Raw genomic sequence first — 23,814 nt, forward strand, 5'->3', positions numbered from 1 at the left:
CCTGCGGACACAGTTGACGAAACACTATGGAGCGGTTATATTAAAGAAATTAGAGAAAAAACTAATGAGCTCCTTCTTTCTTTAGGACCACTATAATAGTCTTCAAAAGGATAATTAAATCCAGCCAGAGAGACCAATTCAGAACATACCAGGTATCCGTTTTTATACGGTCTCTAAAAGTTAAGTTGTTTCTTCCGCTAACCTGCCATAGTCCAGTTATTCCTGGGTTAGTTAATAGAATAATATGTTGATAACTATTCATTTCCGTTTCTTCACGAGGAAGATATGGCCGTGGGCCTACCAAAGACATTTCCCCTTTAAGCACGTTAAAAATTTGGGGAAGTTCATCTAAAGAAGTTTTGCGTAAAAATTTGCCCATTCTGGTAACTCTTGGATCAAAACATTTGAGCTTTTTATACAAAACCCATTCCTTACGTGCTTCTGGATTTTTAGCCAGGTATTCTTCTAACAGTTGATCGGCATTCTGATACATAGTCCGAAATTTATAAACTCGAATGCGTTTACCAAAACGTCCTATACGCTCGTGCACAAAAAAGATCGGCCCTGGTGAATCCAACTTGATAAAAATAGCTATAATGCCCATTACAGGAAGAAGGACTGGTAAGAGAAGGAGCGAAAAAGTATAATCCATAACCTTTTTTAATAATATGTTAGTAGGGGATTTAAGATTATTACGGGTTTTGAGAAGAAAAAGCTTTTCATTGAAAAGGGTCTGTGTTTCAGTATTTAGCATACCAAAAGTTTTAAAGTCAGGGAGTATGCATATCTCTTTTACCATATTTTGAATAGAGGCTAATATTTTAGCGAGCTTTCCGTTTTCAAAAGAAGCTGAATTTAAAAATATAGTATCAACATTTAGAAACGAAATAAACTTATTCAACTGGCGCAAAGAGCCAAAAACTTTTTTGCCTTCTATAATTTTGCCCTTTAAGATTGGATTATCATCAAGTAGACCTATTACCTCATAGCCTAGAAATTTATCTTTTTCTAGAGCTCGGATAAGGCATTCTACCCCTTCTGAAGCTCCAATAATAAGGGCCTTACGGTGATAACGAGAAAATTTAAAAAGGAATATTTTTAGCAGATAGCGTCCTGCGGGTAGTAAAAATATGGCGTAAACAAACATAAACCCAAAGTTGAGACGACTTATCTGTGGTCCTAGTTTTTTAACGAATATTAAGGCAAAAATTCCAAGAAAGGCCAGGATAAGAGCCCTTAGAAGTTCTCTAGTTTCTTCCCAGAAGCATAATCGGCGGTCATATAAGCGATGATAAATAAATGTCAGGGGGATGGGAATAAAAAGCCACCAGTAGGAAGTAATAAGGGATAATCCCTGGCTTAAAGAATAAAAGGGGATAGTTTTAAAAACTTGCCCCAAAAGATTTCTAGTAAAAAGGGCTAAGAAAAAAGATAAGGTTAGAACTAACAAATCTCCCAAAAAAAGGATTAAATAATATTCTGGTGGTTCTCCTAATTTTGGATATATATATCTAGCTGAAAGAGGAATCTCTCCAGATTGAAAATAATTTTTCTTATTACCACAATCTTCTTGCTTTAGAGATAAAGTTTCCACCAGACACCCTTTTTATTATTTTCTTCGGCATTATAAGTAATATTGGCGAAAAGGCAAGCTTATTTAGAAACCTTTATGAAACATTTTATTTAATGGACTGCTTCGTCGGCCTTTCGGGCCTCCTCCTTACAAACTTATTCTTCTTCCATAATTTCGTGCATGAATTCTTTTTCAATGAGAAGAATTATGACTTCGCCCAGTTCTTGCAGACGGGCTTCCAGGTTTTCCAGGCGGGCGGCGAAGTAGTTGTAAGCCATGCTGGCTGGAATAGCGGCAAAAAGACCTAGGGCCGTGGCAATAAGGGCCTCGGCAATACCAGGGGCCACTGTAGCGAGACTGGCTGAACCCTTAAGCCCAATCTGATGAAAGGCCGTCATTATTCCCCACACAGTACCAAATAAGCCAATAAAAGGGGCACTGTTTCCTGTTATAGCTAGGAAGGAAAGGCCTTCTTTCAAATTTGATATTTCTCTTTCCCTGGCTACATTTAAGTAGCGGTTAAGACGCTTGATAAACATTTCAAGCCAGAGGGCAAAAAGCTCTTTCTTCTCCGGTAGAGCGCCTTCCTGGCGCAGGCGTACAAGCTCTCCCAGGAGATAACGAGCAATATTCCATCCGGCTGTTTTTTTATACTGGCGCAGTTTGCTGGCCAGTTCCTGGCAGGAGGAACTTTTTTCAGCCATATTGGTTAGGTTTTTAAGGCCACGGGAGGCCTCTTTGAACTGGCGCCATTTAGTAAAAATTACGGCCCAGGTGCTAATGGACATAAAAAGAAGTAATAAAAGGGTAATCTTAGCCACAAGTCCTGCCTGAAATATCAAGTGCCATAAGTTCACGACCGTTCCTCCTCAGGATAGAAAATAAAACCTTCGGGAATTTGAGTTAATAATCCTTTTTCCTGGCATTTTTTAAGGAAAAAGAATACGGCCTCCCTGCCCCTTTTCCCCAGGTTATAAGTGAAATTGTTTACAAAGGTATTGATATGGCTTTTGATAACACCCTCTTCTATCTCCTGGGCGTGTTTTATAATAAATGGCCAGATGTCTCCGAGATTTTGGCGGGCATAAGCCAGGCTATTTTTGATGTCAAAATAAACGGCCTTTTTGGTTTTTGAAGAAAGCGCACGCTTAACAAAAATGCCCCCCAGTGGTATGGGAAGACCGGTTTCTTTTTCCCACCAGCTCCCCAGGTCAACAATCTGATATAGGTTGTATTTTTGGTAAACAAAGCGGGTTTCGTGAATAAGTAGCCCGGCGTCAACCTCGCCTTTAAGTAAGGCTGGTAAAATTTCGTCGTAACGCAAGCTTATGACTTCTCCAGACTCTGGCCAGTAAAACTTTAGCAGCATATAAGCCGTAGTGTTTTTGCCAGGGATAGCCAGGCAGGCCCTGCCAAGATCTAAACTTTTTTTCCGGGATACAAGCACAGGGCCACAGCCATAGCCCAGGGCTCCGCCTATAGGCAAAAGCTGGTATTTTTCAATTACTTTCGGGAAGACGCCAAAAGAAAGCTTGGTAACCGCTAGCTCGTTTTTAAGGGCACGCTCGTTAAGTTTTTCTACATCTTCTATGAAAAACTGGTAATCAAAAGAAAGAGGAATTTTTTCGGTAGCCAGGCCGCCAAAGATAAAGGTGTCATTAGGGCAAGGGGAAAAACCAAGGCTTAAAGCTTCTCTTTCAGGCATAACAAGGCTTCTCCGAGCTTTTCAAGGGCCTCTTCAATAGCCCAAGGACTTTCAGGCTCAGCTAGAAGATTACTCACCGCGCGAATTTCTAGCAAGGGTAGAGAAAAAATCTTTGCAGCTAAAGCTACGGAAAAGCCCTCCATGTTTTCAATAAGAGCATTTTGATGTTTCAGGGCCAAAACTTCTGATCGAGATACATCCCGAGTGGCGCAACAGACTGTTACAAAAGGACCGCACTCGGGGGAAAAGCCTTTTTCTTCAAGGATAGCCAGGGCCTTTTCCATCAAAGGGTGGCGTAGAGAGCATTCCTTTTTTGCTGGTAGCCCTTCTGGAAAGGGCTGGTGCCCTGCAGCATAGCATATTCCCAGGTCTCCAAAAAATTCTACACTGGCTAGAGCAATATCTCCTATCTGTAGGCCACTTTTCGGGTAAGCTCCCCCAATCCCAGCCAGGATAACAGGCCCTTCTTTTTGTCTGGCGAGCACACTATAAGAGCCAAGGGCCGCTTCCACCGGGCCCATGCCGATGACCTGGACATTGAGCCCTCTCTTTCTCAAAGGAGAAGCTTCTATTTCCGTGGGCACAAGTATTGTCATTTACACTTTAGCCAGCATGGCGCGCATCAGGTCTCCAGCGTTTTCGGCCCGGCCAGAAATCTGGCAAATCAGTTCAGTAACCCGCAGAAGATGAAATACTGATAGAGGATCTTTTTCCATGTTGAAGACTTCGCGTTTAAGGGTGGTGGCAATTTCATCACTTTCATGTTCACGAGCCCTAATTTTGCGTATCACTTCTTTGGCCTTTTCTCGGGCTATGGAATCTGCCGCACTCAAATAAGCCCTGGAATATTCAAGAAGAGGAATTAGTAACTCGGCAGTTTCAATATTGTGTTTGGTTAATAAAATTACCTGAAAGGAAACGTCTTCAGGAACTTCATATTCTCTAAAGGTAAGCCACTTAAGAATTTCTTCAGCGGCATCAGCTATAGCGTCCTGTTCTTTGAGATATAAAAATAATTCAAATTTATCTACTGGAAGAATAATACCGTGGGGTAAGTGACTGCGAATATTTTTCTTGATGGAATCAGCTTCTCGTTCAATTTGAACCAGCTCAGTATAAATTTTGTGACAGGCCTCAATATTCCTTTGAAAGAAGGCCTCAAAGGCCTTTGGTAACATGTTTACACAATGAAGAACCAGCTGGGCATGATCTTCAAGTAAATCAAAGAGTTCTTTCTTTTCAGCAGAGGGTTTTTCTTTTAATACTTCGGGCTCTTCGCTTTTAAGCTCACTTATGTAAGACTCACATATTTCCGTATGTCTGATGATGCGTCCTTCTACCAGGAAAACTACTTCTTCAGCTATGTTGGTGGCAAGATCAGCTACTCTTTCTAAGTTTTTAACTATGATGATGTAATGGATACCGATTTTAATAATGTTTTTGTTAGATTCCATGCATTCTATAATTTTATTTATTAGGACATCCTGGTAGCTATCAACTTTTTCGTCTTTAAGGCAGACGGCACATGCCTTTTCAGGGTCCTGAGTTACAAAGGCTTCTAGTGCTCCATCTAGCATTCCCAAGGCCTCACGGGCCATGTCACTCAGGTCAACTGGTCAGGTGAAAACGCCATCTCTGGCGATTTCTTCCACCCGTTCGGCAATGTTAACGGCCTGGTCCCCCAGGCGTTCCAGGTCGCGAATCATGCTCATGGCCGAAGTTATAAAGCGAAGGTCTCTGGCCAGGGGATGATGAAGGGCCAATATTTTCATACAAAAGACGAGAATTTCATTCTCTAGTGCATCTATTTTGTGGTCCTGCTTGATTACCAGTTTGGCAAGCTCTGGGTCTCTTTCTTCAAAGGCCTTTACTGCCGTGCGTACAGACTCAGAAACCAGGCGGCACATTTCCATTAAATAGCGTTTAAGGTCTTGTAAGTCTTTTTGGAGATGAATATTCATAGGAGGCCTCCAATTTTTGGCATATGAATTTCCATTTTATAGGATTTTAACTGAATTTTCCAGTTAAATATTCTTCTGTGCGCGGGTCTTTGGGGTTAGTAAACATTTCCGCCGTAGGGCCAAACTCTACCAGTTCCCCTAAATAAAAGAAGGCAGAATAGTCGGAAACACGACCAGCCTGAGGCATATTATGGGTTACAATGATAATGGTAACGGTGTTTTTGAGATCAACGATAAGATTTTCAATCTGCAAGGTGGCCTTTGGGTCCAGAGCAGAGGTAGGTTCATCCATGAGAAGCACCTCGGGATTAACCGCTAGCGCCCTGGCAATACAGAGCCTTTGCTGCTGGCCACCAGAGAGGAAAGTCCCCCGCCTATGTAAAATGTCTTTTACTTCATCCCATAGAGCCGCTTTGCGCAAGGCTTCCTCGCAAATCCGGTCGGCTTCTTCCTTTTTGAGGCGAATTCCCAGGAGTTTGTAGCCAGCCAGAACGTTGTCGTAAATGGTCATGGTGGGAAAGGGATTGGGTTTCTGGAAGACCATGCCCACTTTACGCCTGACAAGAATAGGGTCCATCTCAAGTATATCCTGGTCACGAAGAAAGATTTTTCCTGAATACCAGGCCCCAGGGGTTAATTCATGGAGACGATTTAAACAGCGCAGGATAGTGGTTTTACCGCAACCAGAAGGCCCCATGAAGGCAGTAACTTTTTTCTCTGGTATGGACATAGTGACATGCTTAATGGCCATGAAGTCGCCATAATAAGCGCACAGGTCTTCAGTGCGAAAGATGGGGTTCTCAATGCTCATTTTGCCTCCTATTTCTCTCCCGCTACCCTGCGGGCCAGTATTCTAGATGCAATGTTTAGTAGAAGAACTATCGTGATAAGGACAATAGAAGCTCCCCAGGCCTGTTGCCACCAGTCTTCATAAGGGCTCATGGAATAGTTAAATATGAGCAAAGGCAAGGCGTTCATAGGTTCAAGGGGATTATAAGTCATGAAAGGATTACCAAAGGCGGTAAAAAGGAGCGGAGCGGTTTCACCGGCAATGCGTGCTACGGCTATTAGCACTCCTGTGGTAACACCCACCATCCCTGTAGGGAGAACTACTTTTAGAACCGTGCGCCAATAAGGCACTCCCAGAGCCAGAGAGGCTTCTCGTAAAATGTTTGGCACCAGGCGTAAAACCTCTTCGGTAGTGCGTACTACTACGGGGATCATCATGATGGCAAGAGCTACAGAACCTGCCAGGGCTGAAAACTTGCCAAGGGGTTTTACCACCCAGGCGTAGGCGATAATACCTATAACAATAGAAGGAACTCCCTGGAAGATATCAGCGCACATTCTTACCAGATGGGCAAATTTTGATTCTTTACCATACTCAGAAAGATAAATACCCGCCATGATGGATATGGGAACACCCATCAAAGAGGCCAACCCTACAATGATAAAAGTGCCCACAATGGCGTTTTTAATACCGCCACCTGGTTCTCCTGGAGGGGCAGGAAGGTTGAGAAAAAAGTCAATACTAAGGCTACTTATACCTTTTTGGAAAAGTTGAAAGAGAATTACAAAAAGGGGAATGGCCGGGATTATAGCCAAAACAGCTATGGTGGCAAGAATAATTTGATTTTTAGTCCTGCGCCACTGGTATCTAACGTTATTGGTATTATTCATGGCTTATACCCTGGTTTTGATGATAAAGATACGGGCGATGAGGTTTACTATTACCGTAATAATGAAGAGCAAAAGGCCTATTTCTACTAACACGGCCAGGTGCAACCCCTGGGCTTCGTTGAACTCATTGGCAATGACACTGGCCATGGTGTTTCCCAGGTCCCAGATGCTTGATGGCAAAGTAGAACTATTACCTATAACCATGGTAACAGCCATGGTTTCGCCAAGTGCCCTTCCCAGAGCCAGCACAATGCCAGCCACAATCCCTGACTTAGCATAAGGGAGAATAACTCCCCTGATAGTTTCCCAGCGGGTAGCCCCAAGGCCGTAGGCTGCCTCTTTTAAGTCATTGGGACAGAGCTTTATTACGTCTCTAGCTACAGAAAGGGCGTAAGGTAGAATCATAATAGCCAGTACCAGAGAGGCAGTAAAAATACCCAGGCCATAAGGAGGAGCGCCTATTTTCATTTGAAAGGCTCTAATTATAGGTACCAAAAAGAATAAGGCCCAGAGCCCGTAAATTACCGAGGGAATGCCAGCCAGAAGTTCCATTATGAAAGATATAGGTTCGGCTATTTTTTTAGGAGCAAGTTCTCCCAGAAAAATGGCTCCAGCCAGAGCAAAAGGGGTAGCGATGATCAAAGCCAGAAATGAAGTCAGGAGAGTACCTACTATGAAGGGAAGCGCTCCGTATTTTTCAGCCAAAGGGTCCCAATCAGTACTCCAGATAAAGCTTAAGCCGTAGTGTTTTATGGCTGGCCAGGACTGGATTATCAAGGTTATTAAAGAGGCAACAATTAACAATATTACCACCAGACCCGAACCAAAGGCCAGATACCTGAAAACATCGTCCCAGATTTTTGATGGTAGAGATAGCTTTTTGTCGTTCATCATGGTCCATATTATAAATGAAAGTTCAATAAAATTGTTACAAAAAATTGACAAATTGGAGGTTTTCCCATGGCAGCCAAAGTTTATTTTACGGACTTAAAAGTAGATAACAAAAAAAGCCTTCTTGATAAAATTCCAAAGCTTTTAGAGCCATTTAATCTGGCCGAACGTTTCAGAAAAAATTCTCTGATAGCCGTAAAACTCCATTTCGGTGAATGGGGAAATCTGGCTCACCTCAGGCCTCAATGGGCGAGAAAAGTAGTGGAATATCTTCAAGGCCTGGCGGTTAAGCCCTTTCTTACAGACACCAACACCCTTTACAAGGGTAGCCGCTCTGACGCTGTTTCCCACCTGGAAACAGCCATTGCCAATGGTTTTGATTACGCTGTGGTTAAGGCCCCGGTAATAATTGCTGATGGCTTAAGGGGTAACTCTTATGAGTTAATTCATCTTGACCTCCCGGTTTTAAAAGAATTTTACGTGGCCAAAGAGATTTATCGGGCCGATGGGCTGGTAGTACTTACCCATTTTAAAGGGCATGAGCTTTCTGGCTTTGGGGGCACCATTAAAAACCTGGCCATGGGAGGGGCGGCCAGGAAAGGGAAGCTTCAGCAGCATTCAACCATTGCCCCCAAAATCAATAAACGCCAGTGTGTAGGTTGTGGCACCTGCCTTGAGTTCTGCCCGGTAGAGGCGCCAGAACCAGTAGAAGGTGCCAAGAAAAAGCGTTTTCGCATTAATCCACAAAAATGTATCGGCTGCGGAGAGTGTATTGCTGTCTGCCCTCAAGGTGCTATTAAAGTTCAGTGGAACGAGCAGGCCATACCTTTCATGAAAAAAATGGCTGAATACGCCTACGCTGTTCTTTCTAACAAAAGAGGCCGGGTGGTTTTTATCAATTTTATAACCGATGTTTCACCGGCCTGTGATTGTTATCATTTTAATGACTATCCCATTGTTCGGAACATAGGCATTCTTGCTTCAGATGACCCGGTGGCCATAGACCAGGCCTCAGTGGATTTGGTAACAGCAGAGCCCTCTCTTCCAGGGGCAAAAATATCGGCAGATCCGGGAGAAGATAAGTTTCGCCTTTTATATCCCAAGGTTGACTGGGAAGTGCAACTTTCTCACGCCGAGGAAATAGGCCTTGGCAAAAGAGATTACGAGCTTTTAAGGTTATGAAAAGACTTATTGCTGATAAAACAGTGGGAAAACTGGCGAAATGGCTTCGTATTCTTGGCATTCCCTGTGAAATGAAAGAAATTAAAAGTCTGCGAGAAGTCCCAGAAGGAGCTATTTTGTTTACGCGCTCAGGGCGTCTTGCGTCACCACGAACTATTTTGATTGAAAGTGACAAAGTGGAAGAACAACTTGAATATGTTTTTCATAAACTTCCCTGGTTAAAGGACCAGATTAAGCCTTTTACGCTTTGTATCAGGTGTAATCAACCTCTTGAGAATATTCCTAAAAGAGACGTCCTTGGCCTGGTGCCAGACTATGTTTACGAAAACTTTTTACATTTCAAACGCTGTCCGGCCTGTGGTCAAATTTATTGGCCTGGCAGCCACCAAAAGCGTATGAAAGCCTGGGGACAGGCAAAAATTAGCTTTTTAAAAAAGGAGTCCAAACCATGAATATTTTTGAAGTGCCTTTTGAAGAAATTCTCGCCGAGTCCGTAAAAACACACGGGCACCTTTGTGCCGGTCAGGTTCTGGGAGTAAGAATGGCTTTGCTGGGGCTTCGTTTAATCGGTATTAAAGACCCTAAAGGGGCTGACCGTAAAAAGTTTCTCGTTTTTGTGGAGATTGACCGCTGCGCCACTGATGCCATACAATCAGTGACCGGGGCAAGCCTTGGTAAGCGTTCTTTGAAGTTTTTAGACCACGGTATTATGGCCGCCACTTTTCTAAATCTTGAAACCAAAGAGGCCTATCGTCTTATTGCTCGGGAAGAAGCACGTGAACTTTCCAAAAATTATTTTCCAGAAATACCTGATAAATACCGCCGCCAGCTTGAAGCCTACAAAGTCATGCCTGAAGAAGAGCTTTTTGATATTCAAAAGGTAGTGGTGGAACTATCTGACTTTGACCTCCCGGGCCGGCCACTTAAACGGGTTCAATGTGAGAGATGCGGCGTGTGGGTGCAGGATGGCCGTGAGGTTCTGGAAAACGGCAAGATTTTATGCCGCCCCTGTGCCCGTGGAAGCTACTTCCGCCTGGCTGGTTTGACGCCAGAGCTCAGAAAGATTAGTCAAAAGGTCAAGGAGAAATAGCTCCTGGTTTAAATTCATCTGGATAGCCATAAAGGCCTTTTCTATTTTTTCCATGGCTGGAATAATAAAGTCTTTTGGTGGCTTTTCAGGAAAAAGGGAAGGGAATTTATCCAGGCCAAGTTCACTAACCAGGGCCTGCCTGAGCCATATCAGAACTAGCTCCCAGAAAAGGGGTAAGTCTTCTTTAAGCTTGGGTAGTGTTTCGGAGGATGAAATGATGAAATAAGGCCTTCCACTAACGATGGCCTTCACCAGGCGAGAAAGTTCCTCAAGGTATCCCTTCTCAGCCAGGCGCAAGGCCCTTCCCAGGCTCCCTTCAGCCAGTACCGCCAGCCCCTCTGCCTCTTCAGGCATTATGCCAAAGCGTTCGACTAGAATTTTTTCTAAAATTTTTCTGAGAACAGGCCTGAACCTTACTATTTGACAGCGGGAAACAATGGTTGGCAGCAATCCTTCGGTACTTTGAGCGATAAGGACGAAGAGATTATAAAGAGGCGGTTCTTCCAGGGATTTCAAAAGGGCGTTTGCTGCTTCGCGGGTAAGGGCTTCGGCCTCGGTAAAAAGGATTAAGCGCTTTTCTGCCTCTAGCGGCCGGAAATTAAGCTTTTTTTCAACTTCTCTTATCTGCTCAATTTTTATGTTCTTTCCCCGGGGAGAAATTATTTCTACGTCAGGGTGGTTACCGCGTCTGAATTTCTGGCAGGCAATACATTCACCACAGCCTGTTTGATTCTCACAGATAATCCGCCTGAAAAAAGAAAGGGCGGTGGTTTCTCGCCCTACCCCTTCAGGGCCAAGAAAAAGATAAGCATGGGGAATTCTTTTATTTTTAAGGGCCTGCTCAAGAATAGCTATGGCCTTATCCTGGCCGACTATTTCTGATAAAGAAAGGCTCTTTTCTTCCAGTGGAGGAGTCTTTTCTTCTTTTTCTTCTAATGTTGACATGGTCCTTCCCAGATTTTGGCGCCGATTCCTGAAAATTTTTTACAAAGATCTTCGTAGCCTCTTTTTAGATGGTGTATTTCACTGATTTGGGTAACTCCCTCTGCCCCAAGACCTGCCAGAACTAACGAAGCACTGGCCCTTAAATCGGTGGCCTTGACCGGGGCGGCCTGAAGTTTTTTAACCCCATTTACCACCGCCACGCGGCCTTCTACGGTAATGTCTGCTCCCAATCTCTTGAGCTCTTCCACATGATGAAAGCGATCTTCAAAAATATTTTCAACGATTACCGAAGTGCCTTTTACCGTACTTAATACAGCCATAATCTGGGCCTGCAAATCTGTAGGGAATCCTGGATAGGGAGCCGTGCGCACTTTAAGGGGCTTTAGCCTTTTGCCAGGGCGAGAAAGGATGCTATCTTGAGCTACTTCAAGCTTAAGCCCCATTTCTTTTAGCGTAGCTATTACGGTTTCAAGATGTTCCGGGCACAAATTTTTTACTTCTACCTCTCCTCCTGTTACAGCCGGGGCCATCAGGTAAGTACCTGCTTCTATGCGGTCAGGAATAACTTTAATTTTGGTGGGAGAAAGCTCTTTTACGCCTTCAATTGAAATGGTTTCCGTGCCATGGCCCTTTATCCTGGCTCCCATAGAAACAAGCATATCTCCTAAAAAGACCACTTCTGGCTCACGCGCAGCGTTTCTAATAGTGGTTTTCCCCCGGGCTAAAACCGCGGCCATCATCAGGTTTTCAGTAGCAGTAACCGAAGGAAAGTCAAAGGTAATTTCAGCTCCACTTAGCCCACGCCTGGGGGCTTTGGCCACGATGTCGCCGTGTTCCATCTTTATTTTGGCGCCCATGGCTTCAAGGCCTTTTAAATGTAAGTCTATGGGTCTTTTCCCGATAGGGCAACCTCCAGGACGTGCCACCCGGGCTTCACCAGCCCGGGCCACCAGAGGCCCAAGGACCAGGACCGAAGCCCTCATCAGATTTACTATTTCATACGGAGCAACGGTTTTACCTGCCAAAGAGGTATTTATTACCAGGGAGCCTTTTTGCTGGTGCCATTTGGCTCCCAGGAGGGAAAGGAGTTTCAACATGGTTTTAATGTCAAGAAGGTCAGGAACATTGAAAAGTTGATATTCTCCTGGGGCCAGAAGAGTAGCGGCCAGAGCCGGAAGCGCCGCGTTTTTCGCTCCGCTTACCACTACTTCTCCTGAAAGGCGGTGTCCACCTTCTACGAATATACAGCTTGTTTTTGACATATCTTTCCAACCGAACTTATTTTAGTTTAGCCACTAGAACCCGGTAATATCCTGATAAGTCTTTTTCAAAATAATACCGATATCCAAGACTTTCAGCGAGAGCTGCTACCCCATCTTTTTGCTGGTAACCTATTTCTAAAAAAACGTACCCACCGGGCACAAGGTAATCTGGGGCTTCTTTTAAAGTTTTGGCAATAAAGTGAAGCCCATAAGGGCCAGCCAATAGTGCCTCACGGGGTTCATAGTTTTTAACCTCTTTTTCCAGAAAAGGCCATTCTTTTTCGGCAATATAAGGAGGATTGCTAACTATTGCCTTAAATTGCCTGTTTTTTTTGATAGGTCTAAGCCAGTTCCCTCTAATCCAAAAGACACGTTTTTCTAGATTATAACGTCTCCGGTTAGTTTTAGCGTATTCAAGGGCCTTTGAACTTAACTCTACTCCGAAAAGTGTAAGTTTAGGGGCTTCAAGGGCCAGAGTTATGGATATACATCCAGAGCCCACGCCCAGCTCAAGAATTTTTCCCTGTGAAACGGTTTCAAGGACTTTTTCCACCAGGATTTCTGTTTCAGGACGTGGAATCAAGACTCCAGGGCCTACTACAAATGGTCGGCCAAAAAACTCTGTCTCCCCAAGAAGATAGGCGGTAGGGACCCCTTCGGCGCGTTTTTTAACGAGGTTTAAAAAACGTGCCGAAACTTCTGGTGAAATTTCAGAAATGGTGAAGACATCAAGAGGACGCATTTTAAGCAGGAAAGAAAGAATAAATCTCGCTTCAAAAGCTGCCTCACTTTGAGAAAAGCCTTTGGATATTAATAAATTTTGGGCTTTTTCAAGAACATCTCTAACACATGGCATTTCAATGAAACTTAACAACAAAATTTAGGGACAGGCAAAATTTAGAAAATTTAGGGACAGGCAAAATTTTAAGTTTGTTTATTTAGCTAAAATTATTTAAAATCATTTGCATGAGTAAAAAATTTTATTTTGTGGCCCGTATGCCAGACAAGCCCGGGGCTCTTCATCGAGCGGCTGAAGTTATAAGAAGGCACCAAGGAAATATTAATCGTATTCATTATGATCGCCGGATAGACCCTAACACCGTCTTTTTTGAAGTTACTTTTAAAAGTGAAGAAAATTACTATTTGGTACGCCAGGAATTACAACGTTTGGGTTATCTTCAGGAGTCAATAGCTCCTCTCAAATTCTTAAAATTTAACGTATATTTACCTCATCGCCCTGGAGCGTTGTTTGAATTTTTGAATTATGTTACTGAAGCTCAAGCCAATATAGCTTTTCTTGATTTTGACGAAAAAGGCCCTCACCCTGACCGTCTTACAGTTAGCTTAACTGTAGAGGGCACCACTTTAATTGATAAGCTTTTAAACGACCTTAAATCCCGTTATCGCCTGGAAATACTGGAATATGATACCTGGGAAGACAGCCTTGATAATACCGTTTTTTACCTGAAATTTGCCCAGAAATTAAGAAAACTTATAGATAAAGCTGAAGATGAGTTTTTACTAAGGCTACTTAATGACATCAACCACATCGTCCAGGAACTCACCAATTTAAATCAAGACCCTAAAGAGGTATTTACAGCTATTTTGGCCACTGGCCAAATGATAAAGAAAAGTACAGGTATATCTTTTTATGCTGATGTCCAACAGATAGAAGTAACACCAGATGTTAAACTGTTCTCTTTTCAACTTCCCTGTGGAGGAAACATTTTTGTCCTCAAAACTCCAGAAGATATGGTTATGATTGATACCGGCTTTGGCATATATTATGAAGATGTTATTAAAATGTTTCAATATTATGGCTTAGGAGACTTGACACGACTTTCTGGAATATATATCACGCATGCTGATGCAGACCACGTTGGGGCAGCGGATTTTTTTGAGGCCCCGACCTATTTACATGAAGGAACCTGGGGAATAATCCAAAAAGCTAACCGAGCCTACGGTTCTCAAATAGAAGGCTCTGTCCTTGAAGAAGTATATACCAAACTTATAAATCTTTTTTCTCGCTTCACGCCTCCTCTCCCTGAAAAAGTAAAAATGTTTCCCAAAAAAGTTTTAGGTCTCAGGAATATTTTTCCGGTAATCTATCGCTTTAAAGTTGGGACTTTAGAGATCGAAGTCCTTGAAAGTTTAGGAGGCCATCTTTATGGCCAGGTATTTTTCTATTCCCCTGATGTAGGGCTTCTTTTTACTGGTGATAGCCTTCTTAATCTGGAAAGTTTTACCTCTGAAAGAAAAGAATTTGCCCGTCTGGCCAAAATACTCATGACCTCGGTAAATGTAGATCGTGAAAAGGCTGTTCGTGAAAGAGAAGCTCTTTTAGCCCTAGCTAAAAAAACTGATAAAAACTTAAAACCCCAGGGTAAACGCTGCCTTATATGTGGTGGTCACGGAACTGTCTCTGTACTTGAAGGAGAAAAACTTAAAACTTTCGGATCTATTGAAACCTACCATCCTTCTTAAAGTAAGAGCCTTTTGGGAACACTTTAAAAAGACCTTTACGATAAGAAGCGCATTTTCCTTTTGCTCACAGCTAGGAGCTAGAGGCGATGGACCTAGCAAAAGCATGAAAGGGCACTTTTCATCAGCTAATGTCTAAAGAATTCATTTAAGAAAAACGATTCTTGTCCCTGTATCAATAAAATTGCTTATACTTCTGGCTTTTTTCTCGCTTTTAAAACTGAAAAGTCCTTTTAACTTTGCGGCTGCCTTTCCTACAAACCCCTTGCTCCCTATAGCTAGACTTTCGGTAAAGTATTTTATTCTTTGTCTAAAAATTTCGCCTGTCCCTCTTTCTGGCTCACCCAGGCTGCCCTTCCCGTAAACAAACTCTTGCAAAAGCTTAAGCCTCTCTTTCTCCGTCTTCTTCTCCCATCCACTAAGCCCCAGATTAAGCGAAAGAAAATTTTCGCCTGTCCCTACTCTTGACCGATATCCCAGCGAGCACCAGCGGTAATTTTCTGGTTTCTCCACTATCCCTGCCCGCACCGGGTTTAGCTCTATGTAAGCCAGACAATTGAGCAAAGCCTCACCGGTTTCCACGATTACGGACTTGAACCTGTCAGCCCAAAAGTAGCCTTTGCGGTTAACCCGCCGGTTATACCAGCGGGAGAAGCGCTGTTTTACGTCTTGGATGTAGCGGGAAAGGTTACCAAGTCTAGCCCGCCACTTCTTGATTAGCTCTTCGTAGAAAAAGATTTTGCGCTTCCGGCCGTAGTAGAGCCTGATGCGGCGTTTTACTTCTTCGTCGGAGAACTGGTTTTCAGGGAGCATGCGGCAGAGTAGATGAAAATGATTGCCCATGATGGCAAAGCCGTAAACTTCAACGAAGTATACCTGAGAGAGCCAGCGGATAAGGTGGAGCAGGTAGTCTTTTTCTTCAGGGCCGAGGACATCGTGGCCAGGCAGAGCGGTGCGGGAGATGACGTGATAGGCGGCCTTTGGGTCATCCATGAAAAATCTTGGAATGCGCGGCATGACGAAACCTCCTTTCAAAAAAATTTGCCTGTCCCTTTTTTTAATTATCGGTCAATTTTTGGTAGGATTTTAAAAGTTTGCCTGTCCCTACTTTTAAATTTGTTTTGCCTCTTGTCTTCTTTCGTTTATAGGGCTAAACGTTTAAGCCAAAATTCAGGTGTTATAGCGAGGGAGGAAACTATGCTTGATCTTTTAGGCCAGTGGAAAAGGACGCATCACTGTGGGGAGCTCCGCAGTTCTCATATAGGTGAAGAAGTAACCCTTATGGGTTGGGTTCTCCGCCGAAGGGACCACGGCGGTGTTATTTTTATAGACCTCCGTGACCGTGAGGGTATAACCCAAGTGGTCTTTGAGCCGGAAATTAATCCGGAAACCCACGAACACGCTCACAGGTTGCGGCCTGAATACTGCATAGCCATAAAAGGCAAAGTGCGGCGTCGTCCAGAAGGCATGGAAAATCCCAAGATACCTACCGGTGAAATAGAAGTGGCGGCCTATGACCTGCGCATCCTTAATACCTCAAAAACACCGCCTTTTCCGCTTGACGAAGAAGTTGAAGTCTCAGAGGCTCTACGTCTCAAATATCGCTACCTTGATATGCGCCGTCCGGCCCTTATGGAGGCCTTACGCTTCAGGCATAAAGTGGCCAGAGTAGCCAGGCAATTTTTAGATGAAAAAGGCTTTATTGAAATAGAAACCCCGTTTCTCACTAAAAGCACTCCTGAAGGTGCAAGGGATTATCTCGTGCCTAGCAGGCTTTATCCTGGTAAGTTTTATGCGCTTCCCCAGTCGCCCCAGCTTTTCAAGCAAATTTTAATGGTGGCGGGTTTTGACCGCTATTACCAAATCGTTCGCTGTTTCCGCGACGAAGACCTCCGGGCTGACCGTCAACCTGAATTTACCCAGCTTGACCTGGAGATGTCTTTTATCACCGAAGAAGATATTATGGCTCTGCTTGAGGAATTGGTGACCTCGGTTTTTAAAGAAACACTTGGGTTAGAGCTTGAAAGGCCATTTCCTGTTATTTCCTACGCGGACGCTATGGAAAAGTACGGAACTGACCGTCCAGACCTCCGCTTTGGCCTTGAGCTAATCCCCTTGACTCATATTTTTGAAAATACTCAGTTTAAAGTGTTTGCCCAGGTAGTTGAAAAGGGAGGCATTATAAAAGGGCTTGTGGCCCCTGCTGATTTTTCCCGCAAAGAGCTTGATGATCTTACGGCCTTTGCCAACGAACGCGGAGCTAAAGGCCTTGCCTGGATCAAGGTGCGTGAAGGTGGAGAGCTTCAGTCTCCCATCACCAAGTTTTTTAGTGAAGATGAAATCAAAGGTCTTCTAGAAGCTCTAAAGCCCCAAGAAGGTAGCACCATTTTTTTTGTGGCTGACCAACCAAGCGTGGTAAATGAAGTCTTAGCTGATTTAAGGGTAGAGCTAGCTAATCGCTTAAACCTTATTCCCAAAAATGTATTCAAACTTTGCTGGATAGTTGACTTTCCTTTAGTGGAATGGGACGAAGACGAAGGTCGCTACGTGGCTATGCACCATCCCTTTACTTCTCCCAAGGAGGAAGACTTACCCCTTCTTGAAGAAAAACCCGAAGCCGTGCGCTCACGAGCCTATGACCTGGTGCTTAATGGCATTGAAATAGGCGGAGGAAGTATCCGTATCCACCGGCCAGATATTCAGCAAAAGGTCTTTAATCTGCTTAAAATCTCCCCTGAAGAAGCCCAGGAAAAATTTGGCTTTCTTTTGGAAGCGCTGGAGTACGGAGCACCGCCTCACGGGGGCTTTGCTTTTGGTTTTGACCGCCTGGTAATGCTTATGCTTGGCCGCAGGAGTATAAGAGATGTTATTGCCTTCCCAAAAACACAGAAGGCCCAGTGCCTGCTTACCGGAGCTCCGGCCCCGGTTACCATGACCCAGTTAACTGAATTACATTTGCTCCCAGGCTGGGACCTGGAGAAAGAAAAAAAGGATTAAATAGGCTTTTTAGCCTGTAATTTGACGTTTTTCGGCCAGAACCTGGCGGGTTGGCCTTGGCAAAACAGAGTTATAAACGTAGTATTAAGCCATGGCCAGCCACATGATAATTGTTTCCAATCGTCTGCCTGTAACGGTTAGCAAGCGCGAGGGCAAATTTTTTTTTCATTCCAGTGCCGGGGGGCTTGCCACCGGGCTTGGTTCTTTTTATCGCGAAACCGGAGGCGTCTGGCTTGGCTGGCCGGGAATCTCGCAGGAATCTGCCCGCGGCCACGAAGAAGACATTATCGCCAAGCTTCGCGAGCTTTCCTGTAAGCCTGTTTTCCTTTCCAAGAGGCTTATAGAAAAATATTACTACGGCTTTTCCAATAAGACCCTCTGGCCGTTATTTCATTATTTTCTCCAGTACGCCGTTTTTGACCAGAAGTTCTGGGAGTCTTATCGCCGGGTAAATCGCCTATTTTGCGAAGCGATTCTTGAGGTGGCTGGGCCTGATAGCACCATCTGGGTGCATGATTATCAGCTACTTTTGCTTCCTCAAATGCTTAGAGAAAAACTGCCTCAGGCTACCATTGGTTTTTTTCTCCATATTCCTTTCCCTTCTTATGAAATCTTTCGCGTGCTTCCCTGGCGCGAAGAAATACTTAGAGGCCTTCTCGGGGCAGACCTTATCGGCTTCCATACTTACGACTACGTAAGGCATTTTATAAGCTCTGTACGCCGTATTCTTGGTTTTGAACACAGCCTCGGCCTTATTACCACCGAAGACAGAGTTTTAAGGGTTGATGCCTTCCCCATGGGGATTGACTATGAAAAGTTTGCCAAGGCCCCTGAAAAAAAAGAAGTACGTCAGGAGATAAGGCGTATAAAACGTCGCACAGGCAATCGTAAGGTCATTCTTTCGGTGGATAGGCTTGATTACACCAAAGGCATTGCCGAGCGTCTCAAGGCCTATGATGAACTCCTTGAAAAATATCCAGAGTACAAAGAAAAGGTTATTTTAATTCTGGTAGCTGTGCCTTCACGCACCAGGGTTGAACATTACATGTTGCTCAAGAAAGAAGTTGATGAACTAATTGGCCGTATAAACGGCCGTCACGGGGCCTTTGGCTGGACGCCAGTCTGGTATCTTTACCGTTCTCTTCCCTTTCACACTCTGGCTGCCCTTTATCATATCGCTGATGTGGCTCTGGTCACCCCTTTTAGAGACGGTATGAACCTTATTGCCAAGGAATACGTGGCTACTACACCGGCAGAGCACGGTATGCTGGTGCTTTCAGAAATGGCTGGCGCGGCCTCAGAATTAGGCGAGGCTATTATTATTAACCCGTTTAACTCCTCGCAAATGGTTGAGGCCATGCGCGAGGCCCTGGAAATGGACCCTCAGGAAAAGAGCCTTCGCAATTATCTGATGAAAAACCGCCTGCGCCGCTATAACGTAAACCGCTGGGCTCACGAGTTTATGGAAAAACTTTACGAAATAAAAGAAGCGCAACAGGCCTTTGTGGCTACTAACATCACTGAAAATCTTCTCAAAGAAATGAAAAAGGCCTTTAGTGAGGCCAAAGAACGTATAGAATTTCTTGACTATGACGGAACTCTGGTGAACTTTGCGGGAAGGCCAGAGGCCGCTCGCCCTGACGAAGACCTGCTCTATCTGTTAAGAAAACTTACAGAAATTCCGAATAATGAAGTGGTGTTAATAAGTGGGCGCGACAAAGATACCCTTGAGGCCTGGTTTGGGAATATTCCTTTGAACATCGTAGCTGAGCATGGTGTCTGGATAAGAGAATCCAGAGGCGGATGGCAGATGTTAGAAGCTATCAGCCTTGATTGGAAAGAAGCCATAAGGCCGGTTATGGAAAATTTTGCTGACATAACCCCTGGGGCCTTTATAGAAGAAAAAGACTACGCTCTGGTGTGGCATTACCGTAAGGCAGACCCAGAGCTCTCGGCCCAGAGGGCCCGTGAGTTAAAAGAAGCCCTTTTTGACATTACCCAAAATCTTGACTTGATGGTCCTTGAAGGTAACAAAGTGATAGAAGTTAAACCTGTAAATATTAACAAGGGCCGGGCAGCCAAATATTTTCTTGAAAAGAAAGACTTTGATTTTGTTCTGGCGGTAGGGGATGACTGGACTGACGAAGACCTATTTGAAGTGATGCCAGAGTACGCCTACACCATAAAAGTAGGCTTTGGGGTTTCGCGGGCTAGATATCGGGCCAAAAACCCCACAGAAGTTCGTAAAATTTTAAAGACCTTGGTAAACTGATATGGCTGACGAGATCCTTTTCCACGTAAAAGACTGTTCTCTGGTTTCTATATCACTGGGCGTGAAAGCTTATGTCCTTGCGGAACTTCTGGATCATGTTCGGGAAGTAGAAGCAGGCTGTATTTATCATCATTTCTGGGCGAGACAGCTAAGGCCCTCTTTTGACCACCCGGAATTCCATAACGACTTTGCCGCCTGGGTGCACCGTGAGCTTCACGACTACGTCCTGGCTGAAAGGCTTAACCTGATAGCTCCCCACGAGTTTGAAACTCTTGAAGAGCTACGCGAAGAGCTTATAAATGTCCTTGAAGAGCGTTTTGACGAGCACGCAGACCTCCCCTGGCGCAAGGCTGATAAGCCTTTTTATTTTGTAAAAAGCCAGATAGTAGTATTTGACACTGGTCGTCGCATTTCACATCCCAAAGAAGTAGCCGGAATTTTACCAACCTTTTCCCAGGGCAGTGTGTTTTACCACTTTATTGACGCCCGCCGGCGTACAGAAAAAAGCCTTGATGACTTCAGGGCCTGGCTTTCTGCCTTTGGCCCGGATTATGAACAATTATCTGCCTCCCTGGCCTCTATTGACCCGTATTTTTTCACACTTACTGAAATTAAAGAACAGCTCATAACGGTATTTAAAAGCTTTTTTGAGGGCCGAAATGAATAACGACTTGCTAGCCAAATACGAAGCCATAGTGGGTTCAGATGTTATAGACCAGCTAAAACAGATGGCGAGCCGTTTAAAGGATGCGCGTATCTTACACGTGAATTCTACTCGTTATGGCGGGGGAGTGGCTGAAATTTTGCGCAGCATGGTCCCTTTGATGGAAGCCCTCGGCCTTTCAGTACGCTGGGAAGTTATTGCCGGTGATGAGCCTTTTTTTCAGGTGACTAAGTCCTTTCATAATGCTTTGCAGGGTTTTCCGGTAGATTTTACGCCTGGCTCCATTGAAATTTATGAAGAGAATAACCGCAAAGAGTTTGAAAAACTTGAAAAATTTCTAAAAGAGGCAGACTTTGTGGTTATTCATGATCCACAACCGGCTTTTCTTATTAAACTCATGGGTGAACGCCAGAACAAATGGATATGGCGCTGCCATATTGACCTCTCCAAGCCCTATCGCCCGGTATGGCGTTATCTGAAAAACATTGTAAAAGACTACGATGCCAGTATTTTTTCCATGCCGGACTTTACGCAGCCGCTTCCTCATCCGCAGTACATTATTCCGCCAAGTATTGACCCGCTTACCGAAAAAAACATGGACCTTCCAGATGATGAAGTGAAGGCGGTGTATGATCGCTTCGGCCTTGATCCGGAAAAACCTCTGGTGCTTCAGGTATCGCGTTTTGACCGCTTTAAAGACCCGGTTGGCGTTATTCAGGCGGCTATTATGGCCATGAAATTTATTCCCTTTCAACTGGTTTACGCCGGCGGTGGTGCCGCTGACGACCCTGAGGGAGAGATAATCTATCAGGAAGTCCAGGCCCTGGCTAAAGGACACCCGGATATTCATGTGCTCTATCTCCCGCCAGATGCCCATCGCACTATAAACGCGCTCCAGCGGGCAGCGCACGTGGTGCTACAAAAGTCCATCAAAGAAGGCTTTGGTTTAACGGTGACCGAGGCCATGTGGAAATATAAGCCGGTTATTGGCGGAGATACAGGCGGCATAAGGCTTCAGGTGGTAAATCATCACACTGGTTTTCTGGTGCATACCCCTGAAGGCGCTGCTTTAAGAATTCGCTATCTGCTCTTCTACCATGAAAAACGCCAGGAAATGGGGAAAAAGGCCCACCAGTTTGTTAAAGAAAACTTTCTTATTACCCGTCATGTACGTGATTATCTTTCTCTAATGCTTTCTTTTGTCTCTGGTAATGGTGAAAGAATAGAACTTGAAGCCCTCTAATTTCTGTTTCTATTCCTGGCCATACGATAGGCAAGGTTAATAGCGGCTATCAGGCTATCTTCTTTAGCCAGGCCTTTTCCCGCGATGTCATAGGCGGTACCGTGATCAACGGAGGTGCGTACTATGGGAAGGCCAAGAGTTAGATTAACCCCGTCTTCAAAGTGCAGTAACTTAAAGGGAATAAGCCCCTGATCATGATAAAGAGAGACTACCAGGTCAAACCGGCCGTTTACCGTCTGATAAAAGAGGCTATCTGCAGGATAAGGTCCAGAAAGGGGTATTTTTTGCCTCTGGGCTTCTGCTATGGCCGGTTCAAGTATGCAGGCTTCTTCGTCTCCAAAAAGGCCTCCTTCACTGGCGTGGGGGTTAAAGGCCGCAAGCGCCAGGCGAGGGTCTTTAAGGCCAAGATCTTTTTTCAAGAAGTCATAGGCCAGCCGCGTAACTGTGAGTATTTTTTCTACTGAAAGCAATTCTGATACACGGCTTAAAGGCTCATGAATAGTTACCAGTACAATCTTTAGCTTTTCACCGTAAAAGGCCATGGCGTACTCTCTGGTGTTGGTAAGCTCAGCAAGCATCTCCGTGTGCCCTGGGAAAGGCTCCCCAGCAAGTTTTAAGGCGGTTTTACTAATGGGGCAGGTAATAAGGCCATTTAATTCACCTTTGAGGCACATTTTTACGCCTTCTTTTATATAGCGCACCATGGCCTTAGCTGTTTCAAGGTCAGGCCTTCCGGGGGTATAGGTTTTAAGTGAAGAAAGAGGAATAATCTTTTTTTCGTCAGGGACAGGCAGATTAAGAGAGCGGGCAGCTTCTTTCAAAATAAAAAGGTCACCAAGTATAAATAGCTCTAAATCTTCTGGCCAGGGCCTGGTAAGGGCCTTTAGGCAAATCTCTGGCCCCACGCCAGCAGGGCAACCCATGGTTATGCCCAGTTTGATTTTAGACATAGTAGAAGATCTTGTTTTGATGACGTTTGGTTTTTGCCTGTCCCTTTTTTACCAGTTCTTCAAGTATAGTTAAAGTGGCTCTAAAGTCGCTTGAAAGGGCCTGAGCAATTTCTTTAGAAGGAGCTGGCCGGTGGCTTATAAGGGCAAGTATTTCTTGAGCCGAGGGCTTACGCTTACCACCTGCTTCTTTTAAGGCCTCGCGGGTAATAACTTCCACCTGGCCTTCAAAAAAAGAGGCTATTTCTCGCATCTTCTTGAGGGGAATGGCCTTGGCCCTGGCATAGGCTGGAGGGCGGTCAACTGAGTTTAGCTGGATTTTATCAGGAGAGATCTCTTTGGTTACTTTGGCCAGGGCTTTTATTTCGGTTTCAGAATCGTTGATGCCTGCCACAAACATTATTTCAAGCCATATCTCGCCGGTAAATTCTTCTCTAAACTTTTTAAGGCCTTCAATAATTTTAGAACTTTTAAGCCCTTCCACCGGACGGTTAAGCTTTTGGAAAACGTCTTCGCTTACCGCGTCAAGAGAGGGAAGCACCAGGTCAGCGCTTACCAAGGCCTTACGCACTTCTTCCTGCCAGAGAAGAGAAGAGTTAGTGAGCACACAAATAGGCCTATCTGTTAGCTCTTTGGCAAAAAGAATAAGTTTATCAAGCTCGGCGTGAAGGGTGGGCTCCCCTGAGCCGGCAAAGGTTAACACCTCAAAGTGAAGTGTTTTATCAGAAAGTCTTTCTTTAAGGGCCTTTTTAATTTCTTCAGTGGACCGGTAAATTTGGCGGTAAAGGGTATGAATTTTGGTGGGGCCAATTTCACAATAAAGACAATCAAAAGAGCATACCTTAGGGATAAGGGGGTCCACCCCCAAAGATAACCCCAATCTCCTTGACTTTACCGGCCCAAAAACAATATTTACGGGAC

The 23,814-nt window shown here is 44.5% G+C and carries 23 protein-coding genes; 8 read left to right on the top strand and 15 right to left on the bottom strand.

From position 1 onward, the window contains the following. Positions 1-61: 61 nt before the first annotated feature. From wbaP to pstC, 9 genes are all read right to left on the bottom strand, one after another. Positions 62-1,594 carry an undecaprenyl-phosphate galactose phosphotransferase WbaP gene (wbaP, locus tag TH606_RS08295; RefSeq protein ID WP_197460539.1) on the bottom strand — a complete coding sequence of 511 codons (1,533 nt, stop codon included), beginning with the start codon at positions 1,592-1,594 and terminating at the stop codon, positions 62-64. A 134-nt stretch (positions 1,595-1,728) separates the two neighbouring features. Continuing rightward, positions 1,729-2,430: a MotA/TolQ/ExbB proton channel family protein gene (locus TH606_RS08300; RefSeq protein WP_068542837.1), complete on the bottom strand. Its 702-nt coding sequence runs from the start codon at positions 2,428-2,430 to the stop codon at positions 1,729-1,731. Further along, entirely contained in the window at positions 2,427-3,278 is an 852-nt protein-coding gene (locus TH606_RS08305) for a 1,4-dihydroxy-6-naphthoate synthase (RefSeq protein WP_068542840.1), read from the bottom strand. The genes TH606_RS08300 and TH606_RS08305 overlap by 4 nt, the downstream gene beginning before the upstream one ends. Continuing rightward, a complete protein-coding gene (gene mqnB, locus TH606_RS08310; protein WP_068542842.1) occupies positions 3,257-3,874 on the bottom strand; it encodes a futalosine hydrolase in 618 nt (205 codons plus the stop codon). The genes TH606_RS08305 and mqnB overlap by 22 nt, the downstream gene beginning before the upstream one ends. Next, positions 3,875-4,876: a TIGR00153 family protein gene (locus TH606_RS08315; RefSeq protein WP_068542844.1), complete on the bottom strand. Its 1,002-nt coding sequence runs from the start codon at positions 4,874-4,876 to the stop codon at positions 3,875-3,877. It lies immediately after the preceding gene. A gap of 18 nt (positions 4,877-4,894) precedes the next feature. Beyond that, complete coding sequence (locus TH606_RS08320) at positions 4,895-5,239, bottom strand: phosphate signaling complex PhoU family protein (protein WP_068542846.1); 345 nt, start codon at positions 5,237-5,239, stop codon at positions 4,895-4,897. Positions 5,240-5,285: 46 nt separating this feature from the next. After that, positions 5,286-6,050, bottom strand: coding sequence for a phosphate ABC transporter ATP-binding protein PstB (gene pstB, locus TH606_RS08325; RefSeq protein ID WP_068542848.1), 765 nt, complete (start codon positions 6,048-6,050; stop codon positions 5,286-5,288). Between the two features lie 8 nt (positions 6,051-6,058). After that, positions 6,059-6,919: a phosphate ABC transporter permease PstA gene (gene pstA, locus TH606_RS08330; protein WP_068542850.1), complete on the bottom strand. Its 861-nt coding sequence runs from the start codon at positions 6,917-6,919 to the stop codon at positions 6,059-6,061. Positions 6,920-6,922: 3 nt separating this feature from the next. Continuing rightward, entirely contained in the window at positions 6,923-7,810 is an 888-nt protein-coding gene (gene pstC, locus TH606_RS08335; protein ID WP_082863583.1) for a phosphate ABC transporter permease subunit PstC, read from the bottom strand. A gap of 69 nt (positions 7,811-7,879) precedes the next feature. On the opposite strand from pstC, the gene TH606_RS08340 reads away from it, so the two are divergent. Genes TH606_RS08340 through TH606_RS08350 form a run of 3 tightly spaced genes read left to right on the top strand, consistent with a single transcriptional unit; the run spans position 7,880 to position 10,082 of the window. Further along, entirely contained in the window at positions 7,880-8,992 is a 1,113-nt protein-coding gene (locus TH606_RS08340) for a DUF362 domain-containing protein (RefSeq protein WP_068542852.1), read from the top strand. Then, entirely contained in the window at positions 8,989-9,444 is a 456-nt protein-coding gene (locus TH606_RS08345; RefSeq protein ID WP_068542854.1) for a Mut7-C RNAse domain-containing protein, read from the top strand. Before TH606_RS08340 ends, TH606_RS08345 begins: the two co-directional genes overlap by 4 nt. After that, positions 9,441-10,082: an FmdE family protein gene (locus tag TH606_RS08350; RefSeq protein WP_068542855.1), complete on the top strand. Its 642-nt coding sequence runs from the start codon at positions 9,441-9,443 to the stop codon at positions 10,080-10,082. The genes TH606_RS08345 and TH606_RS08350 overlap by 4 nt, the downstream gene beginning before the upstream one ends. On the opposite strand, the gene holB is transcribed toward TH606_RS08350, so the two are convergent. From holB to prmC, 3 genes are read right to left on the bottom strand one after another with little or no spacing between them, the layout of a single operon-like run. Further along, positions 9,990-11,027, bottom strand: coding sequence for a DNA polymerase III subunit delta' (gene holB / locus TH606_RS08355; protein WP_068542857.1), 1,038 nt, complete (start codon positions 11,025-11,027; stop codon positions 9,990-9,992). The two genes, TH606_RS08350 and holB, sit on opposite strands and share 93 nt — an antisense overlap. Continuing rightward, positions 11,015-12,289: a UDP-N-acetylglucosamine 1-carboxyvinyltransferase gene (gene murA, locus TH606_RS08360; protein WP_068542859.1), complete on the bottom strand. Its 1,275-nt coding sequence runs from the start codon at positions 12,287-12,289 to the stop codon at positions 11,015-11,017. The genes holB and murA overlap by 13 nt, the downstream gene beginning before the upstream one ends. Positions 12,290-12,305: 16 nt before the next feature. Continuing rightward, positions 12,306-13,145, bottom strand: coding sequence for a peptide chain release factor N(5)-glutamine methyltransferase (prmC, locus tag TH606_RS08365; protein WP_082863584.1), 840 nt, complete (start codon positions 13,143-13,145; stop codon positions 12,306-12,308). A 110-nt stretch (positions 13,146-13,255) separates the two neighbouring features. On the opposite strand from prmC, the gene TH606_RS08370 reads away from it, so the two are divergent. Continuing rightward, positions 13,256-14,773 (top strand): MBL fold metallo-hydrolase, encoded by a 1,518-nt coding sequence (locus tag TH606_RS08370; protein ID WP_068542860.1) that lies wholly within the window; start codon positions 13,256-13,258, stop codon positions 14,771-14,773. Positions 14,774-14,914: 141 nt separating this feature from the next. Here the strand turns inward: TH606_RS08370 and TH606_RS08375 are convergent, their stop codons facing one another. After that, positions 14,915-15,787 (bottom strand): transposase, encoded by an 873-nt coding sequence (locus TH606_RS08375; RefSeq protein WP_068542862.1) that lies wholly within the window; start codon positions 15,785-15,787, stop codon positions 14,915-14,917. 180 nt (positions 15,788-15,967) lie between these two features. Between TH606_RS08375 and aspS the strand changes: the two genes are divergently transcribed. The 4 genes from aspS to TH606_RS08395 all read left to right on the top strand — a co-directional run bounded on the left by aspS (position 15,968) and on the right by TH606_RS08395 (position 21,946). Next, positions 15,968-17,767, top strand: a complete 1,800-nt coding sequence (gene aspS / locus TH606_RS08380; protein WP_068542864.1) for an aspartate--tRNA ligase — start codon at positions 15,968-15,970, stop codon at positions 17,765-17,767. Positions 17,768-17,858: 91 nt separating this feature from the next. Further along, complete coding sequence (locus TH606_RS08385; RefSeq protein ID WP_068542866.1) at positions 17,859-20,039, top strand: bifunctional alpha,alpha-trehalose-phosphate synthase (UDP-forming)/trehalose-phosphatase; 2,181 nt, start codon at positions 17,859-17,861, stop codon at positions 20,037-20,039. 1 nt (position 20,040) lies between these two features. After that, positions 20,041-20,706: a DUF5752 family protein gene (locus TH606_RS08390; RefSeq protein WP_068542868.1), complete on the top strand. Its 666-nt coding sequence runs from the start codon at positions 20,041-20,043 to the stop codon at positions 20,704-20,706. Next, positions 20,699-21,946, top strand: a complete 1,248-nt coding sequence (locus TH606_RS08395; RefSeq protein WP_068542869.1) for a glycosyltransferase — start codon at positions 20,699-20,701, stop codon at positions 21,944-21,946. Before TH606_RS08390 ends, TH606_RS08395 begins: the two co-directional genes overlap by 8 nt. On the opposite strand, the gene pdxA is transcribed toward TH606_RS08395, so the two are convergent. Then, on the bottom strand, positions 21,943-22,896 hold the full coding sequence (gene pdxA / locus TH606_RS08400) for a 4-hydroxythreonine-4-phosphate dehydrogenase PdxA (protein WP_068542871.1): 954 nt from the start codon (positions 22,894-22,896) through the stop codon (positions 21,943-21,945). The two genes, TH606_RS08395 and pdxA, sit on opposite strands and share 4 nt — an antisense overlap. Continuing rightward, entirely contained in the window at positions 22,889-23,773 is an 885-nt protein-coding gene (locus TH606_RS08405; RefSeq protein WP_197460540.1) for a radical SAM protein, read from the bottom strand. The genes pdxA and TH606_RS08405 overlap by 8 nt, the downstream gene beginning before the upstream one ends. Between the last annotated feature and the right edge of the window lie 41 nt (positions 23,774-23,814).

The sequence above is a fragment of the Thermodesulfatator autotrophicus genome, from assembly GCF_001642325.1.
Classification (GTDB): domain Bacteria; phylum Desulfobacterota; class Thermodesulfobacteria; order Thermodesulfobacteriales; family Thermodesulfatatoraceae; genus Thermodesulfatator; species Thermodesulfatator autotrophicus.

Coding starts and splice junctions, on each gene's coding strand:
- TH606_RS08305 (WP_068542840.1), bottom strand. CDS start 3,278: ATGCCTGAAAGAGAAGCTTTAAGCCTTGGTTTTTCCCCTTGCCCTAAT.
- mqnB (WP_068542842.1), bottom strand. CDS start 3,874: ATGACAATACTTGTGCCCACGGAAATAGAAGCTTCTCCTTTGAGAAAG.
- TH606_RS08315 (WP_068542844.1), bottom strand. CDS start 4,876: ATGGCCCGTGAGGCCTTGGGAATGCTAGATGGAGCACTAGAAGCCTTT.
- TH606_RS08320 (WP_068542846.1), bottom strand. CDS start 5,239: ATGAATATTCATCTCCAAAAAGACTTACAAGACCTTAAACGCTATTTA.
- pstB (WP_068542848.1), bottom strand. CDS start 6,050: ATGAGCATTGAGAACCCCATCTTTCGCACTGAAGACCTGTGCGCTTAT.
- pstA (WP_068542850.1), bottom strand. CDS start 6,919: ATGAATAATACCAATAACGTTAGATACCAGTGGCGCAGGACTAAAAAT.
- pstC (WP_082863583.1), bottom strand. CDS start 7,810: ATGAACGACAAAAAGCTATCTCTACCATCAAAAATCTGGGACGATGTT.
- TH606_RS08340 (WP_068542852.1), top strand. CDS start 7,880: ATGGCAGCCAAAGTTTATTTTACGGACTTAAAAGTAGATAACAAAAAA.
- TH606_RS08345 (WP_068542854.1), top strand. CDS start 8,989: ATGAAAAGACTTATTGCTGATAAAACAGTGGGAAAACTGGCGAAATGG.
- TH606_RS08350 (WP_068542855.1), top strand. CDS start 9,441: ATGAATATTTTTGAAGTGCCTTTTGAAGAAATTCTCGCCGAGTCCGTA.
- holB (WP_068542857.1), bottom strand. CDS start 11,027: ATGTCAACATTAGAAGAAAAAGAAGAAAAGACTCCTCCACTGGAAGAA.
- murA (WP_068542859.1), bottom strand. CDS start 12,289: ATGTCAAAAACAAGCTGTATATTCGTAGAAGGTGGACACCGCCTTTCA.
- prmC (WP_082863584.1), bottom strand. CDS start 13,145: ATGCCATGTGTTAGAGATGTTCTTGAAAAAGCCCAAAATTTATTAATA.
- TH606_RS08370 (WP_068542860.1), top strand. CDS start 13,256: ATGAGTAAAAAATTTTATTTTGTGGCCCGTATGCCAGACAAGCCCGGG.
- TH606_RS08375 (WP_068542862.1), bottom strand. CDS start 15,787: ATGCCGCGCATTCCAAGATTTTTCATGGATGACCCAAAGGCCGCCTAT.
- aspS (WP_068542864.1), top strand. CDS start 15,968: ATGCTTGATCTTTTAGGCCAGTGGAAAAGGACGCATCACTGTGGGGAG.
- TH606_RS08385 (WP_068542866.1), top strand. CDS start 17,859: ATGGCCAGCCACATGATAATTGTTTCCAATCGTCTGCCTGTAACGGTT.
- TH606_RS08390 (WP_068542868.1), top strand. CDS start 20,041: ATGGCTGACGAGATCCTTTTCCACGTAAAAGACTGTTCTCTGGTTTCT.
- TH606_RS08395 (WP_068542869.1), top strand. CDS start 20,699: ATGAATAACGACTTGCTAGCCAAATACGAAGCCATAGTGGGTTCAGAT.
- pdxA (WP_068542871.1), bottom strand. CDS start 22,896: ATGTCTAAAATCAAACTGGGCATAACCATGGGTTGCCCTGCTGGCGTG.